Raw genomic sequence first — 15648 nt, 5'->3', positions numbered from 1 at the left:
CAAGATTCGGGTTGAAAAATCCTTTTTTTATAGAATGACGATAGAGAGGACCTAAGTAGTAACGCTATACGCAGCTATTTTAGGTTCGTCCGCCGATTGCTTTATTTCTCCAGCCCTTTCCCGACAATCTGTGTCTTTCTTCGAAAGACTTTAGGTCGCGTGTTGAAATCGGAAAGAAGGATTAGGATTTCAGTGAAATCTTCCCAATTTCAAAGGCCAACGCTATCGGCGTATGCTTCCGAAAGTAAATCGTGCCTCTAAGCCTTTTTACATTCGGACAATAACCGCCAGGTTATGCCTCCGAATCCCTAATCTTTGCCCCGCCGAGCCGTGCTAAGCACGAGCCCGAAGAAGAAACCAGAAACAAGATTTCTGCCCTTCCGCACTGGACTTCCCTCCCGCCCGCCCCCCTGCGGCCGCCGGTTTTGCGATCGGAGCGACTTTGGATTCCTTCCCCCTACCTTACCGGCTTTTATTTCAATCGAGGGGGAAGGAACCAAGCGGAGCGCAGATCGGAAAACCGGCGGCCTCTCTCCCCCCTGACATTTGTCACCCCAACTCCCTGACAGTCCACCCTGACGCCTTTTTCTTTTCCCCGGTAAGATAAGTCCATAAGCAAGACGGACCCTATCTTATCGGAGGAGATAAACATGACAAGCGTAATCGAATTGAAAAATGTCGGCAAAACGTTCCGCGGCAAAAAAGCGGTCGACAACGTCGGCTTTACCATTCAGAAAGGCACGATCACCGCGCTGCTCGGACCGAACGGAGCGGGCAAAACGACCACCCTGTCCATGATGCTGGGGCTGCTGGAACCGAGCGAGGGCAGCGTGAAGCTGCTGGGCGGATCGCCCAAAGACCGCGCGGTGCGGGACCGGATCGGCGTCATGCTCCAAGAAGTCGGCGTGATGGACGGGCTCAAGTCGCGCGAGCTGATCGATTTGTTTCGCGGCTACTATAGTTCCCCGGCGGACCGCGATTTTCTGATCGGGCTGACGGGATTCGGCAAGAACGAGCTGAACCGGTACGGGGAAAAGTTGTCCGGCGGGCAGAAACGCAGTCTCGGCTTCGCGCTGGCGATGGCCGGCGATCCGGATGTGCTGTTTTTCGACGAACCGACCGTGGGGCTGGATACATCGGCGCGCCGCAGATTCTGGGACAATATTCGCCAATTGGCCGAAAGCGGCAAAACGATCCTTTTTTCCACCCATTATCTCGAAGAAGCGGACCGCGAGGCCGGGCGTATCCTGCTGTTCGACCGGGGCAGCCTGATCGCCGACGGCACGCCGGAAGAGATCAAGCGCACGCTGGTGAAGCAGACCGTCTCGTTCCGCACCGCCGCAGAAGAGCCGCGCTGGCGAAGCGAACTGCAAACCGTGCTCGGCCGGCTCGGCGTCGAAACGGATATTCAAGAACGCGAAGGGCGCACGGTGGTCGCAACTTCGGATACCGACGCGGTCGTCAAAGCGGTAATCCGGTCCGGGCTCGACATCCGGGAACTGCGGATCGATCGCGGCCGGCTGGACGAAGCGTTCGAGCAGCTGACGGGAACGGTGGACAACGACAATACGGAGGCGGTATAAGATGAAGAGTTTATGGCTGCAAAGCAAAGCGGAGAGTCTGCGGATGGCGCGCAACCCGTATTTTATTTTCTGGTCACTGACAATGCCGATCGTGTTCTACTTTATCTTCACCCGGCTGCTGAACAGCGATATGCCGGACGCGTCCGAATGGCAGATGCACTACCTGATGTCGATGGCCGCATTCAGCGTGATGGGCACGTCCGTCATGACGTTCGGCCTCAGACTGGTGCAGGAGCGGACGCAGGGCTGGTCGGTCTTTATCCGGGTCACCCCGCTGCGCGGAGCCGTGTACGTCGCCGGCAAAATGATCGCGCAGATGCTGCTGAACCTGCTGTCGGTCGCCGTTATTTTTGCCGCGGGTTATCTGATTAACGGCGTATCGCTGAGCGCGGCGGAGTGGATCTCGGCCGGGCTGTGGATCTCGCTTGCGTCGCTGCCGTTTCTCGCGCTGGGCTCGCTGCTCGGGTGCATGCGCAAAGTGGATACGGCAAACGGCATCGGCTACATTTTGTACATGGGACTTGCGGTGCTGGGCGGACTGTGGATTCCGCTCGATATGATGCCGGATGCGGTCCGTCAGATCGGCAGATGGCTGCCCGCGTACAACTACGGTCAGGGCGCCTGGTCGATCGCCGGCGGAACGGCTCCTTCGCCGGTTTCGATTGCAATTCTGCTCGGCTACCTGGTCGCTTTTATGATACTATCGGGATATGTGAGAAAAAAACAGGAAGCGGTGTAAGCGGGAAATGAAAACAATCGGGTCCTGGTTTCGGCTGCCCAAAAGATTCGGGATGTTTCCTTATATCTTTCTGCTGTATCTGATCTTTCCGATTCTCAGCGTGCAGGGAAAGCCCGATATTGTGCAGATCGCCGGGTATGCGCTGGTGGCGCTGTTCCTGATCGTTCATCGGCAGTTGTACTGGACGCCGGTGGGCAAAGGCTACCATGCGCTGCTGCTTGTCATGATACTGATCATCGTGGCGCTGAGCGGATTGGGCGGACTGTATAATTTGTATCTGGGCTTTTTTACGGCGAACTTTATCGGGTGGATCGACGACGGCAGAACGTTCAAGCGGTTCGTTCTGCTGTCCGGCGCGGCGATGGGCGTAAGTATTCTGCTGAATCTCCATGGACTGATCGCCACGGATCTGATTTCCCTGGTGCCGATTGTCGTCATTTTGCTGCTGATTCCGTACGGGCTGCGTTCGCTGAACCGCCAGATGGAACTGCGGCGTCAGCTCGATGCGGCCAATGCGCAGATCGGCGAGTTGATGAAAAGGGACGAACGCATGCGGATCGCGCGCGATCTGCACGATACGCTCGGCCACACGCTGTCGCTTATTACGCTCAAAAGCCAGCTTGTCGAAAAACTTGCGCTTAAAAATCCGGAGCGCGCCCAAACGGAAGCGCGGGAAATCCAGGAGACTTCGCGCGCCGCGCTGCGGCAGATGCGCGAGCTGGTCTCGGAAATGCGCTCGGTCAAGATCGGCGAGGAGCTGATCGAAGCGCGGGAAATGCTGCGGACGGCGGAAATCGCGCTGAACGTCGAAGGCGAAACGGAGCTTCAAGGCGTGCCGGACCTGACGCAGAATATATTGAGCCTGTGCCTGAAAGAAGCGGTCACGAATATCGTCAAGCACAGCCGGGCGAATAGGTGCACCGTGACGGTGAGCCGAAGCGATTCGGAGGTTGAACTGCGGATCGAAGACGACGGAATTGGACTTGAATACGCAGAGCCGCGGGCTTCGAACGATGCGCCGCTTCGGCCATCGGACAGCGGACTTGAAGCGACGGGCGGCGGCAACGGACTGAAAGGGATGCGCGAACGCCTGGCGCTGATTGAAGGCATGCTGCGGCTGACTCCGCGCGAAGGCGGCGGGATGAGGCTCACGGTCAACGTGCCGATCGTGGTCAAAAATCAACAAGGAGGCGTAAGCGGATGATCCGGATCGTGATTGCGGAAGACCAGCGTCTGCTCAGGGGCGCGATGTCGTCGCTGCTGAGTTTGGAAGACGATATCGAAGTGGCCGGCGAAGCGGGGGACGGCGAGGAAGCGCTGGAGCGGATCGAGACGCTGAAACCGGACGTCTGCCTGATGGATATCGAAATGCCGAAGCTGAGCGGACTGGATGTGGCGGAGCGCCTTCGGGCGGAGGGGGCGGCATGCAAAGTGGTGATCCTGACGACTTTTGCGCGGCCGGGATATTTCGAACGCGGCGTGGAGGCGGGGATTCGCGGTTATCTGCTCAAAGACGAGCCGGTCGAGAAACTGGCCGAATCGATCCGCCGCGTGATGCAGGGGCACCGCGAGGTATCCCCGGAACTTGTATTCGGCAGCCTGCGCGAAGAAAATCCGCTGACGCAGCGGGAGCGGGATATTTTGCGGCTGGCGGCGGAAGGCAGCAGCGCCGGCGAGATCGCGGCCGCGCTGCATTTGTCGTACGGCACGGTGCGCAATTATATTTCGGAAACGCTGAGCAAACTCCAGGTCAAAAGCCGGATCGAAGCGGTCAGGCTGGCGGAGGAAAAAGGATGGATCTGAAGGCGGGTTCCAATCGCGAACGGCTTCGCGCCCGGAGCCGCCGGTGCCGGATTTTTTGATTTGGGATTTTTGGAAGAAGAAACGGAAACGGGAATGGGGAAAAACGGATGGAGATCGCAACGGGAGCGCTGCTGCTCGCCGCCTGGCTGGTCGCGCTCAATATCGCCGCTTACGCGGTGATGGCCGGCGACAAACGCAAAGCGCAAAAACGTAAACGGCGCGTGCCGGAACGGACGCTGTTTCTGCTGGCCGCGATTGGCGGGGCGCTCGGAATCTGGACGGCGATGAGCACGAAAAGGCACAAAACGCAGCACAACTCGTTCCGCTTCGGCGTTCCGCTGCTGCTGCTCGTCAATATCGCGGTGTACGGATATTTGTTTACGCTGCTGTAGCGGCGCTCGACTGTTTAAAGCAGCTTAAGACAATCGCCGGAGCAAGCCAAGCAAGGACGTTTGAGGTGCCGTTTCGCGCGGGTAATAGAGACTATGAACGGACATCCGGCGAAAGCTGAACCATCCGGCCGCCGGACCGGTCCGAATCCGAAAGCGAAGAAAGAGGTGCTTGTTATGCTGTTCTCCAAAATTCTGCTGGCTTACGACGGTTCCAACGCATCCAATAAAGCGCTCGAACGCGCGATCGGGCTGGCTCAGGCCACGCCGGGAGCGGCGCTTGAAGTGCTGCATATTTACGACTATCCGCGTTTCTTCGTCGGCGACGGGATCGCGCCCGTGCCGGGCAGCGTGAACAAGGAATTCTTTGATCTGGCGGAGCAGACGGTGGAAGAAGCGCGCCGCCGCATCGCCGAAGCGGGCGTGGAAGCGCGCATCGAGATGCGTCAGGGAGCGCCGGCGGTGCTGATTCTCGAATATGCCAAAGAACTCGGCGCGGACGTTATCGTAATCGGCAGCCGGGGACTGGGCGCGATTCGCGAGTTCGTGCTCGGCAGCGTCAGCCACAACGTCGTGCAGCATTCGGAGATTCCGGTGCTGATCGTCAAGTAAAAAGTTCGGATCGCCGCCTCTTAACGCAGGGAATCGCAAATTTTAAGCAAGGCGGCGAATAAAGAAAAGGCCGGAGACGCGCTGCGTTTCCGGTCTTTTTTGTCAGGATCGAGTTAAAAGACGAACATTCGGATTTTACCGTTTTGTAATGTACGGTTTTAATTTGACATGACGTGTACGGAATTGGTAAACTGAAACGGAAGTCGGACGCGTGCCAATCGCGCTCCGAAAATCGACAGTGCATCGACCGAAAGTTCAAGCTGAATAGCGTGCCGTATAAAGCCGGGGATAAGGCCCGGCAGTATCTACCCGGGAGCCGTAAATTTCCGGACTACGGAAGCAAACGAAAGGCTGATGCGCGGAGCGCGGCGGACAACGCCGGCGCTGCGCCGTTTCCTGCCGCCGGCATGCCCGGCTTCGGGCCGGCCGCCGTTCCCGAGCGAGAATCCGCCCCAAACGAGCGCGGAATTGTCGTTCCCGCGCGTCCGGACGGGAGAAATCCCGCTTCGCCGATTCGTTGCTTTCCGTGTCCGGATTCCCGAAGATCGCAAGATTCTGCGGAATGCCGGACTTTTCTGTTATTTACGGCCTGCGCGCTTCGTTCAAGATTCGCGCAGCTGCCGAAAAACGAACAAATGGAGTGTGAACCATGTCTTTGCAGGTAGCGGTCATTATGGGCAGTACATCCGATTGGGAAACGATGCAGCATGCTTGCCGGATGCTGGACGAACTCGAAATTCCGTACGAGAAAAAAGTGGTCTCGGCCCACCGGACGCCGGACCTGATGTTCCGATACGCGGAAGAAGCGCGCGAACGCGGCTTCAAAGTCATTATCGCCGGCGCGGGCGGCGCGGCGCATCTGCCGGGCATGGTCGCGGCGAAGACGCCGCTGCCGGTCATCGGCGTGCCGGTCCAGTCGGCCGCGCTGAACGGATTGGACTCGCTCTTGTCGATCGTGCAGATGCCGGGCGGCGTGCCGGTCGCCACGGTGGCGATCGGCAAAGCCGGCGCGACCAACGCCGGATTGCTTGCGGCGCAGATCGTCGGCGCTTCCGACGACGCGGTGCTTGACCGCGTCGCGGCCCGCCGCGCGAGAATCGAGCGCGAGGTGCTGGAGGCGGAGCTGCCATGAGCGAAGCGAAGCGCGGAATGGAAGCGGGAATTGGCGCGGAGCCGGCCGGGCAGGCGGGAGCGGGACAAGCGGCGGCGCAGCGGGCCGCGGCGGAGCAAGGCGAAGCGGCGAAGAGCGCAGGAGTGGGCGGCGAGGCCGGAACAGCCGGTCCTGGAGCCGCAGGACAAGCGGCACAGCCCGCGGAGCGCAGCGAACAAGGCGCGCCGGCGGCAAGCGGCGCGGCGCGCGTGATCGCGCCGGGAGCGGCGATCGGGGTGCTGGGCGGCGGTCAGCTCGGCCGCATGATGGCGCTGGCCGGAGCGCCGCTGGGGTACCGCTTCGTGGCGCTGGACCCGGCGCCCGAAGGGCCGAGCGGGCAGGTGGCGGCGCAGATCGTCGCCGCCTACTCGGACAAGGCCGCCGCGGCGGAGCTGGCCGCGCGGACGGACGTGATCACGTACGAGTTCGAGAACGTGGACGCGGAAGTCGCCGCTCTGCTCGAAGAGCGGTCGTATGTGCCGCAGGGCAGCCGGCTGCTCTACACGACCCAGCACCGCCTGCGCGAGAAGGCGGCGCTGGAGGCGGCGGGGGCGACGGTCGCCCCTTACGCGGCGATCGGGAGCGAAGCGGAATTGGACGCGGCGATCGCGCGTCTGGGCACGCCGTGCGTGCTGAAGACCGCGACCGGAGGCTACGACGGCAAAGGGCAGTTCGTGATTCACGCCGCGCACGAGGCGGCGCGGGCCTACGGCGAGCTGTCCGCTTCGGGCGCGGAGCTGGTGCTGGAGCAGTTTATCGCGTTCCGATGCGAGATCTCGGTCATCGCCGCGCGCAGTTCGCTGGGCGAGACGAGCACGTTCCCGCCGGCGGAAAATATTCACCGCCGCGGCATCCTGCACGCTTCGATCGTGCCGGCCCGCGTGCCGGCGGACGTGCTCGCCGAAGCGGAGCGGCTCGCCGCGCGCATCGCGGAATCGCTCGGCGCGGTCGGGCTGCTGGCCGTCGAGATGTTCTACGGCCAGGACGGCCGCCTGTACGTCAACGAAGTCGCGCCGCGGCCGCATAATTCGGGCCACTACACGATGGAAGCCTGCACGACTTCGCAGTTCGAGCAGCATGTGCGCGCGATCTGCGGCCTGCCGCTCGGCAGTCCCGAACTGCGGACGCCGGTCGTGATGGTCAATGTGCTCGGCGAGCACCTGGAGGGCACGACGAAGCTGATGCTGTCGCCGGAGAGCCTCGGCACCGAAGCCGTGCGGCCCAAGTTCCACCTGTACGGCAAAGCCGAGGCCAAGACCGGCCGCAAGATGGGCCATATCAATCTGCTCTGCGGCGATACCGCCGACGCGCTGGCATGGATCGAATCGGCCGGCATCTGGCCGGCGGAGTAAACGAAATGCCGCCTGTCGGAATATCGCCCGGGCCGGTTTTCGGTTTGAAATATTGCATATTGTGCAGCTTGCAATCGGCGCCTGTACTTTTGTACTTTTATATGCCCGATCTCGACAACATATATAATGGAAGAAGGCCCGATAAGCCCGCTGTCGGAGCACCTTAAACTTTTAACCTGGAGGCTATACCCCTTATGATCGAACGTTACAGCAGACCGGAAATGCGCAGTATCTGGAGCGAGGAAAACAAATTCAAAGCTTGGCTGGAAGTGGAAATTTGCGCCTGCGAAGCGTGGGTGGAGCTGGGCGCGATCCCGGCGGAAGACGTCAAGAAAATCCGCGAGAACGCGACTTTCGATATCGACCGCATTTACGAAATCGAGCAGGAAACCCGTCACGACGTGATCGCGTTTACCCGCGCAGTATCCGAAAGCCTCGGCGACGAGCGCAAATGGGTGCACTACGGCCTGACTTCGACGGACGTCGTGGACACGGCGCTCGGCTACCTGCTGCTGCAGGCCAACACTATCCTCGAACGCGATATCCTGAACTTTATCGAGATCCTCAAGGACAAAGCGATCGCTTACAAATCGACGCCGATGATGGGCCGCACGCACGGCGTGCACGCGGAACCGACCACGTTCGGCCTCAAAATGGCGCTGTGGCACGAGGAAATGAAGCGCAACCTGGAGCGTTTCCGCCATGCGGCCGACGGCGTCCAGTACGGCAAAATGTCCGGCGCGGTCGGTACCTACGCCAATATCGACCCGCGCGTGGAAGAAATCGTCTGCGGCAAGCTCGGCACGAAAGCCGCTCCGATCTCGACCCAGACGCTTCAGCGCGACCGCCACGCCGAGTATATGTCGGCGCTCGCCCTGATCGCGACGTCGCTCGACAAGTTCGCCGTCGAAGTGCGCGCGCTCCAGAAAAGCGAGTTCCGCGAAGTGGAAGAAGCATTCGCCAAAGGCCAAAAAGGTTCGTCGGCGATGCCGCACAAACGTAACCCGATCGGCAGCGAGAATATCTCCGGCCTGTCGCGCGTGATTCGCGGACATATGATTACGGCTTACGAAAACGTCGGATTGTGGCACGAACGCGATATCTCGCACTCGTCCGCGGAACGCGTGATCCTGCCGGACGCGACGATGCTGCTCAACTACATGCTGAACCGGTTCGGCAACATCATTAAGAACCTGACGGTATTCCCGGAAAATATGAAGCGCAATATGGAGCGGACGTACGGCGTGCCGTTCTCCGGCCGCATCCTGACCAAGCTGATCGACTCCGGCATGAGCCGCGAAACGGCGTACGACACCGTGCAGCCGCGCGCGATGCAGGCGTGGGAAGAACAGCGCAGCTTCAAGGAAATCGTACTGGCAAGTCCGGCGATCACCGACGTGTTGAGCGCGGACGAGATCGAAGACGCGTTCAACCCGGCCTGGCATTTGAAGCATGTCGATACGATCTTCGCGAAGCTGGGTCTGAACGAATAGATACCGGGCACTTCATGGTTAAGGGGGAAAGTATTTATGTTCGTATCTTCGCAGGCCCTGTCCACCGCCGAACATCTGGTGGACGCGCCGCTGCTGTATAAAGGAAAAGTGCGCGAGCTGTACGATCTCGGCGAGCATTACCTGATCGTCGTGACCGACCGGATCTCCGCATTCGACTATGTGCTCGATCCGGCCATCCCGTACAAAGGCGATGTGCTGAACAGCCTCAGCGCCTACTGGTTCGAGCAAACGGACGATCTGATCGAGAACCATGTCGTCCACACGGACGTATTGAAGCTCGGCGCGGTCGCCAAAGATCCGCTGGCGCTGAAGAACCGCATCATGGTCACGCGCAAAGCGGAGCGGATCGATATCGAGTGCGTCGTGCGCGGCTATATCACCGGCGGCGGATGGCGTCAGTACGAAGCGGGCGGCGCCGTCAACGGCATCGGTCTTCCCGCCGGACTGCGCAAGAATTCGCCGCTCCCGCAGCCGATCTTCACCCCGGCCGCGAAAAACGATGTCGGCCACGACGAAGATATTCCGTTTGCGAAAATGGAAGAACTGGTCGGCGCGGAACTGGCGGCGGAGCTGCAAAGCAAAAGTCTGGATCTGTACGAATTCGCCCGCAAAGCGTGCGCCGAAAAAGGCATCATCCTCGCCGACTGCAAATTCGAATTCGGCCTGGTCGACGGCCGGGTGATCCTGATCGACGAGATCTTCACGCCGGACTCCTCGCGCTTCTGGGCGGAGGACAAGTACGCGCTCGATATCGAGATCGACAGCATGGACAAAGAGCCCGTGCGCGCTTACCTGTCCGGCACCGACTGGGACAAAAACAGCGCGCCCGATCCGCTTCCGGCGGACGTCGTCGAAGAAACGACGAAGCGCTACCTCGGCATCTACGAGCGGCTGACCGGCAAAAGCCTGCTCGGATTATAGTCTGCCGTTAAAATGACGGTTCGCTTTTTCGGATTGGCCCGTGCCGGACGGACGTTATCCGGCTGCGTTGCTTAAAAAGCAACGTGGCCGCCGAAAAAGCGCCGGCGGCGGAGCTACGTTGACGAAAAGGCAGCGTAGAAGCCTTATCGGAGCGGAAAAGAGCTCCGGCGGCGCTGTACGTTGCATAAAAAGCAACGTGGTCTGCCGGCGGCGGGGTTTTGCTCCTCTACGTTGCTTAAAAAGCAACGTGGCCGGCGAAAAAGCGCCGGCGGCGGAGCTACGTTGACGAAAAGGCAGCGTAGGAGCCTTATCGGAGCGGAAAAGAGCTCCGGCGGCGCTGTACGTTGCATAAAAAGCAACGTGGTCTGCCGGAGGCGGGATTCTGCTCCTCTACGTTGCCTAAAAGGCAACGTAGCCGGCGAAAAAGCGCCGCAGCCGACGGCTGCGTGCTGCACGCGGAGCTGCGCCGCCGAAAAAGCGGCACAGCCGATGCAGCCGCGCCGGATTGCGGCGCAGAGCCCGAACCGGCGCCGAACGCCGCGCGGCAATTCGGCGCAGCTTCCGAACCGGAGCCGGAGCCGCCGGCCCGGTCCCGGATTTACCGTCAACTCCGGCAAATTAATCCCTGCACCCGTCGTCCAAGCGTGTCCCGTAGGGACGAAAGCGGCTCGCCGCACAACCCCACCACTACTAAACAGCCGAATTCCCGCCATCGACGCCCTTAACCCAACAAGAAAAGGGCGCGCGGGAAGCGGCTGATCCAGGAGGATATCCATGAAAGCCAAAGTCTATGTGACCATCAAGCAAAGCGTACTCGATCCGCAGGGGGTGGCCGTCCAGGGCGCGCTGCACTCGCTCGGTTTCAACGAAGTGGAAAGTCTGCGCATCGGCAAGTATATGGAGCTCGAACTCGGCGACGTGAACAAGGAAGAAGCCGAAGGACGCGTCAAATCGATGTGCGAAAAGCTGCTGGCCAACACGGTCGTCGAAGACTACCGCTACGAACTGGAGGGTTAAGCGCCATGAAATTTGCAGTCCTCGTATTCCCCGGTTCCAACTGCGATATCGACTGTTACAAAGCGGTGGAAAACGTGCTCGGCGAGCCCGTCGATTACGTCTGGCACACCGCGACCGACCTGTCCGCTTACGACTGCATTCTCGTTCCGGGCGGGTTCTCGTACGGCGATTATCTGCGCTGCGGCGCGATCTCGCGTTTTGCCCCGGTCATGAACGAAGTGGCGAAAGCGGCGGAAGAAGGCAAGTTCGTGCTCGGCATCTGCAACGGTTTCCAGATCCTGACCGAAGCCGGACTGCTCCCGGGCGCGCTGCGCCGCAACATGTCGATGAAGTTCGCGTGCCGCGACACGGTGCTCAAGGTGGAAAACGGCGCTACGCCGTTTACGCGCGACTACGAAGCCGGCGAAGAGATCGTCATCCCGATCGCGCACGGCGAAGGCAACTACTACTGCGACGAAGAAACGCTGGAAGAACTGCGCGCGAACAACCAGATCGTTTTCCGCTACAAAAGCAATCCGAACGGTTCGGTGGACGATATCGCGGGCATCGCGAACAAAGCGGGCAACGTGCTCGGCATGATGCCGCACCCGGAGCGCGCGGTCAACGAAGTTCTGGGCACGACGGACGGGCAGAAAATGTTTACATCGATTCTGAAAGCTTGGAGGGAACAACATGACGCAGCAAATGTCCGTTAAGGAACCGACGGCGGAGCAAATCGCGGATCAGCAAATTTACAAACAGATGGGTGTATCGGACAGCGAGTTCGAGCTCATCTGCGGTTTTCTCGGCCGTAAACCGAACTATACGGAAATCGGCGTTTTCAGCGTAATGTGGTCCGAGCACTGCGCGTACAAGAATTCCAAGCCGCTGCTGCGCAAATTCCCGGTCACGGGCCCGCGCGTGCTGATGGGACCGGGCGAAGGCGCGGGCATCGTCGATATCGGCGACAACCAGGCGGTCGTGTTCAAGATCGAAAGCCACAACCACCCTTCGGCGGTCGAGCCGTTCCAGGGCGCGGCGACGGGCGTGGGCGGCATCATTCGCGACATCTTCTCGATGGGCGCGCGTCCGATCGCGTCGCTGAACTCGCTGCGTTTCGGCAAGCTGGAAAGCGACCGCGTCAAATACCTGTTCGAGCACGTGGTCAGCGGCATCGCGGGCTACGGCAACTGTATCGGCATCCCGACGGTTGGCGGCGAAGTGGTGTTCGACGAGAGCTACGAAGGCAATCCGCTCGTTAACGCGATGTGCGTCGGCCTGATCGATCACGACAAGATCCAGCGCGGCGTGGCGAAAGGCATCGGCAACCCGGTGTTCTACGTCGGCCCTCCGACGGGACGCGACGGCATCCACGGGGCGACGTTCGCTTCGGAAGAACTGACGGAAGAATCGCAGGAACGCAAAACGGCGGTTCAGGTCGGCGATCCGTTTATGGAAAAGCTGGTTATGGAATCTTGCCTGGAACTGATCGACAGCGGCATCGTGGTCGGCATTCAGGATATGGGCGCGGCGGGCTTGACCTGCTCCAGTTCGGAAATGGCGAGCAAAGCGGGCAACGGTCTGGAACTGTATCTCGACCAGGTGCCGCAGCGCGAAGAAGGTATGACGGCGTACGAAATGATGCTGTCGGAATCCCAGGAGCGCATGCTGTTCGTCGTGGAACCGAAAGACGAAGCGCAGGCGCTGGAAATCTTCGAGCGTTGGGGCGTCATCTGCGCGAAGGTCGGCAAAGTAACGGACGACGGGCGTCTGAAACTGCTGCATCACGGCGAAGTGGTCGGCGATATGCCGGTGCACGCGCTGGTCGACGAATGCCCGATCTACGACAAACCTTCGAGCGAACCGGCTTATTACGCGAAAAACGCTTCGGTCGATACGACCGCTTACAACGAAGTTACGGATCTGGGCGGCGCTTTGAAAAAGGTGCTGGGTTCGCCGAGCGTGGCGAGCAAAGCCTGGGTATACGAGCAGTACGATTATATGGTGCGGACCAATACGGCGGTGCGTCCGGGCTCGGACGCGGCGGTCGTGACGATCGACGGCACGCGTAAAGCGCTGGCGATGACGACGGACTGCAGCGGGCGCTTCGTATATCTCGATCCTGAAGTCGGCGGACGCATCGCGGTCAGCGAAGCGGCGCGCAATATCGTCTGCTCCGGCGCGGAGCCGCTGGCGATCACGGACAACCTGAACTTCGGCAGCCCAGAGAAGCCGGAAATCTTCTGGCAGATGGAAAAAGCGGTCGACGGCATGGCGGAAGCGTGCCGGGAACTGGATACGCCGGTGATCGGCGGCAACGTCAGCCTGTACAACGAAAACGCCAGAGGCGCGATCTACCCGACCCCGGTCGTGGGCATGGTCGGCCTGGTACACGATACGGATCATATCACCACGCAGCATTTTAAAAGCGAAGGCGATATCCTGATCCTGACCGGCGTGACCAAAGCGGAAATCGGCGGAACCGAGTTCCAGCAGGTGATTCACGGCGTAACGGAAGGCCGTCCTCCGCAGCTCGATCTGGCAGTCGAAAAGAAACTGCTGGGCGGCGTGCTGGAAGCGATCCAGAGCGGCCTTGTGCGTTCGGCGCACGATCTGTCGGACGGCGGCCTCGCGGTCGCGCTGGCGGAAAGCTGCATCGGCGGCGGACTCGGCGCGCAGGTCAGCGTGCATACGGGCGAGATCGGCGAAAAAGGCCTGCGGGCGGACTTCGCGCTGTTCAGCGAAAGCCAATCGCGCATCCTGCTGTCGGCGAAGCCGGAGAATGCGGACGCGCTGCTGAGCGGACTTGCCGCGCACGGCGTGCCGGCGGCGAAGATCGGACGCGTGTCGGGCGTGCAGCTGCATATCACCGTGGACGGAAAGGAAGTCGTAAGCGAAGAGATCGTTACACTCAAGCAGGTCTGGGAGGATGCGATTCCATGTCTGATGAAGTAAAGCAGCCGTTGTGGACCGGGGACTACTACAACGAGGGAATGGATCAGATCGATCCGTTCGATACTCTGCGCGAGGAGTGCGGCGTCTTCGGGGTCTACGGACACCCGGACGCCGCCGCCCTGTCCTACTACGGTCTGCACGCACTTCAGCACCGGGGAGAGGAAAGCGCGGGGATTTGCGTCAGCACCGGGGAAAAGTTCAACGTTCACCGCGGCCTCGGACTCGTCAAGGAAGTATTCGACAAGGATACGCTCGGCGGGCTTCAAGGCAGCTTCTCGATCGGACATGTACGGTATTCCACGAGCGGAGGCGGCGGGATCGGCAACGCCCAACCGCTGATATTCAAATATAAAGGCGGCGATCTCGCCGTCGCGACCAACGGCAATATCGTCAACGCGCCGCAGCTTCGGCGCGAGCTGGAAGAAAGCGGCTCGATCTTCCAGACGACGAGCGACACGGAAGTGATCGCGCACCTGATCGCCCGCTCGCCGAAAGACTTCGTCGAAGCGGCGAAAGACGCGCTGCTGCGCATGGTCGGCGGCTACGCCTTCATGCTGCTGACGCACGACAAGCTGCTGATCGCCTGCGATCCGAACGGGCTGCGCCCGCTGACGATGGGCAGGCTCGGCGACGGGTATATCTTCACGTCGGAGACGTGCGCGCTCGAAGTGATCGGTGCGAAAGCCGTTCGCGATATCGGGCCGGGCGAGATGCTGATCCTGGATCGGGACGGCCTGCACGAAGACCGGTTCGCGCCGGTGGCGCGCAAAGCGCTGTGCGCGATGGAGTATATCTACTTCGCGCGGCCGGACAGCGATATGAACGGCTCGAATCTGCACTCCGCCCGCAAGCGCATGGGTGCCGTGCTGGCGCGCGAGCAGTTCGTGGACGCCGACGTCGTCACCGGCGTGCCGGATTCCAGCATCTCGGCGGCGATCGGCTACGCGGAGCAGACAGGAATTCCGTACGAACTCGGCCTGATTAAGAACAAATACACCGGCCGGACCTTTATCCAGCCGAGCCAGGAACTGCGCGAGCAGGGCGTGAAGATGAAGCTGAGCGCCGTGCGCCGCGTCGTCGAAGGCAAACGCGTCGTTATGATCGACGACTCGATCGTGCGCGGAACCACTTCGCGCCGGATCGTAAGCCTGCTGCGCGAAGCGGGCGCGACCGAGGTGCATGTGTGCATCACGTCGCCGCCGTTCAAGAACCCGTGCTTCTACGGGATCGACACGCCGGACAGCCGGGAGCTGATCGCGTCGTCGCGGACGGTGGACGAGATCCGCGAAGAGATCGGGGCGGATTCGCTGGCGTTTCTCAGCTACGAAGGGCTGATCGAGGCGGTGGACGGAGAGGACCGGGGCGCTTACAAAGGCGGGCTGTGCATGGCCTGCTTCGATAACGACTATCCGACGCAGGTGGACTTCGGCGGGGAGGAAAAATTCGGCTGCGGGTGTTAGGAGGGGGATGCGGGCTGGTGGGAGGCCGCTCCGGGTGGAGGGCCTTCCGATCGCTGTTTCAATCCGATTCCTTTTATTGGAGTTAAACATTTAGAGGTTGGAATCGGATTTCAAAGGCGAACGCTCTGCTTCTCCAGGCTCCTCCACCCTCCGCTTGCGTCAGCACGCATTGTG

Annotated in this window: 14 protein-coding genes and 1 riboswitch; all 14 genes read left to right on the top strand. The window is 60.7% G+C overall.

Annotated features, from left to right (window positions below):
• Window positions 1-650: 650 nt before the first annotated feature.
• The 14 genes from QWJ34_RS25895 to purF all read left to right on the top strand — a co-directional run bounded on the left by QWJ34_RS25895 (window position 651) and on the right by purF (window position 15474).
• Window positions 651-1583: an ABC transporter ATP-binding protein gene (locus QWJ34_RS25895; protein WP_302731991.1), complete on the top strand. Its 933-nt coding sequence runs from the start codon at window positions 651-653 to the stop codon at window positions 1581-1583.
• 1 nt (window position 1584) lies between these two features.
• Window positions 1585-2322, top strand: a complete 738-nt coding sequence (locus QWJ34_RS25890; protein WP_302731989.1) for an ABC transporter permease — start codon at window positions 1585-1587, stop codon at window positions 2320-2322.
• Between the two features lie 7 nt (window positions 2323-2329).
• Window positions 2330-3526, top strand: coding sequence for a sensor histidine kinase (locus tag QWJ34_RS25885; protein WP_302731987.1), 1197 nt, complete (start codon window positions 2330-2332; stop codon window positions 3524-3526).
• Window positions 3523-4125, top strand: a complete 603-nt coding sequence (locus QWJ34_RS25880) for a response regulator transcription factor (RefSeq protein ID WP_302731985.1) — start codon at window positions 3523-3525, stop codon at window positions 4123-4125. Before QWJ34_RS25885 ends, QWJ34_RS25880 begins: the two co-directional genes overlap by 4 nt.
• 107 nt (window positions 4126-4232) lie before the next feature.
• The gene (locus QWJ34_RS25875) at window positions 4233-4517 is read left to right on the top strand and encodes a DUF1294 domain-containing protein (protein ID WP_302731984.1); all 285 of its coding nucleotides are present in this window, start codon (window positions 4233-4235) and stop codon (window positions 4515-4517) included.
• A gap of 174 nt (window positions 4518-4691) precedes the next feature.
• Window positions 4692-5126 carry a universal stress protein gene (locus QWJ34_RS25870; RefSeq protein ID WP_302731982.1) on the top strand — a complete coding sequence of 145 codons (435 nt, stop codon included), beginning with the start codon at window positions 4692-4694 and terminating at the stop codon, window positions 5124-5126.
• A gap of 252 nt (window positions 5127-5378) precedes the next feature.
• A riboswitch (purine riboswitch) is annotated at window positions 5379-5480 on the top strand.
• 295 nt (window positions 5481-5775) lie between these two features.
• The gene (gene purE, locus QWJ34_RS25865) at window positions 5776-6258 is read left to right on the top strand and encodes a 5-(carboxyamino)imidazole ribonucleotide mutase (RefSeq protein ID WP_302731981.1); all 483 of its coding nucleotides are present in this window, start codon (window positions 5776-5778) and stop codon (window positions 6256-6258) included.
• Window positions 6255-7628, top strand: a complete 1374-nt coding sequence (gene purK / locus QWJ34_RS25860; RefSeq protein WP_302731980.1) for a 5-(carboxyamino)imidazole ribonucleotide synthase — start codon at window positions 6255-6257, stop codon at window positions 7626-7628. Before purE ends, purK begins: the two co-directional genes overlap by 4 nt.
• A 194-nt stretch (window positions 7629-7822) precedes the next feature.
• Entirely contained in the window at window positions 7823-9121 is a 1299-nt protein-coding gene (purB, locus tag QWJ34_RS25855; RefSeq protein WP_302731979.1) for an adenylosuccinate lyase, read from the top strand.
• A 36-nt stretch (window positions 9122-9157) separates the two neighbouring features.
• Window positions 9158-10063, top strand: a complete 906-nt coding sequence (locus QWJ34_RS25850; protein WP_302731978.1) for a phosphoribosylaminoimidazolesuccinocarboxamide synthase — start codon at window positions 9158-9160, stop codon at window positions 10061-10063.
• A 774-nt stretch (window positions 10064-10837) separates the two neighbouring features.
• Window positions 10838-11080: a phosphoribosylformylglycinamidine synthase subunit PurS gene (purS, locus tag QWJ34_RS25845; RefSeq protein WP_018978120.1), complete on the top strand. Its 243-nt coding sequence runs from the start codon at window positions 10838-10840 to the stop codon at window positions 11078-11080.
• Window positions 11081-11085: 5 nt separating this feature from the next.
• Complete coding sequence (gene purQ / locus QWJ34_RS25840) at window positions 11086-11775, top strand: phosphoribosylformylglycinamidine synthase subunit PurQ (protein ID WP_302731976.1); 690 nt, start codon at window positions 11086-11088, stop codon at window positions 11773-11775.
• On the top strand, window positions 11753-14014 hold the full coding sequence (gene purL / locus QWJ34_RS25835) for a phosphoribosylformylglycinamidine synthase subunit PurL (RefSeq protein WP_302731975.1): 2262 nt from the start codon (window positions 11753-11755) through the stop codon (window positions 14012-14014). The genes purQ and purL overlap by 23 nt, the downstream gene beginning before the upstream one ends.
• Complete coding sequence (gene purF / locus QWJ34_RS25830) at window positions 13999-15474, top strand: amidophosphoribosyltransferase (protein WP_302731974.1); 1476 nt, start codon at window positions 13999-14001, stop codon at window positions 15472-15474. Before purL ends, purF begins: the two co-directional genes overlap by 16 nt.
• The last annotated feature ends 174 nt before the right edge of the window (window positions 15475-15648 follow it).

Source organism: Saccharibacillus sp. CPCC 101409, assembly GCF_030518235.1.
In the GTDB taxonomy this organism is placed as follows: Bacteria; Bacillota; Bacilli; order Paenibacillales; family Paenibacillaceae; genus Saccharibacillus.
This window is presented reverse-complemented; position numbering and strand designations above follow the sequence as displayed.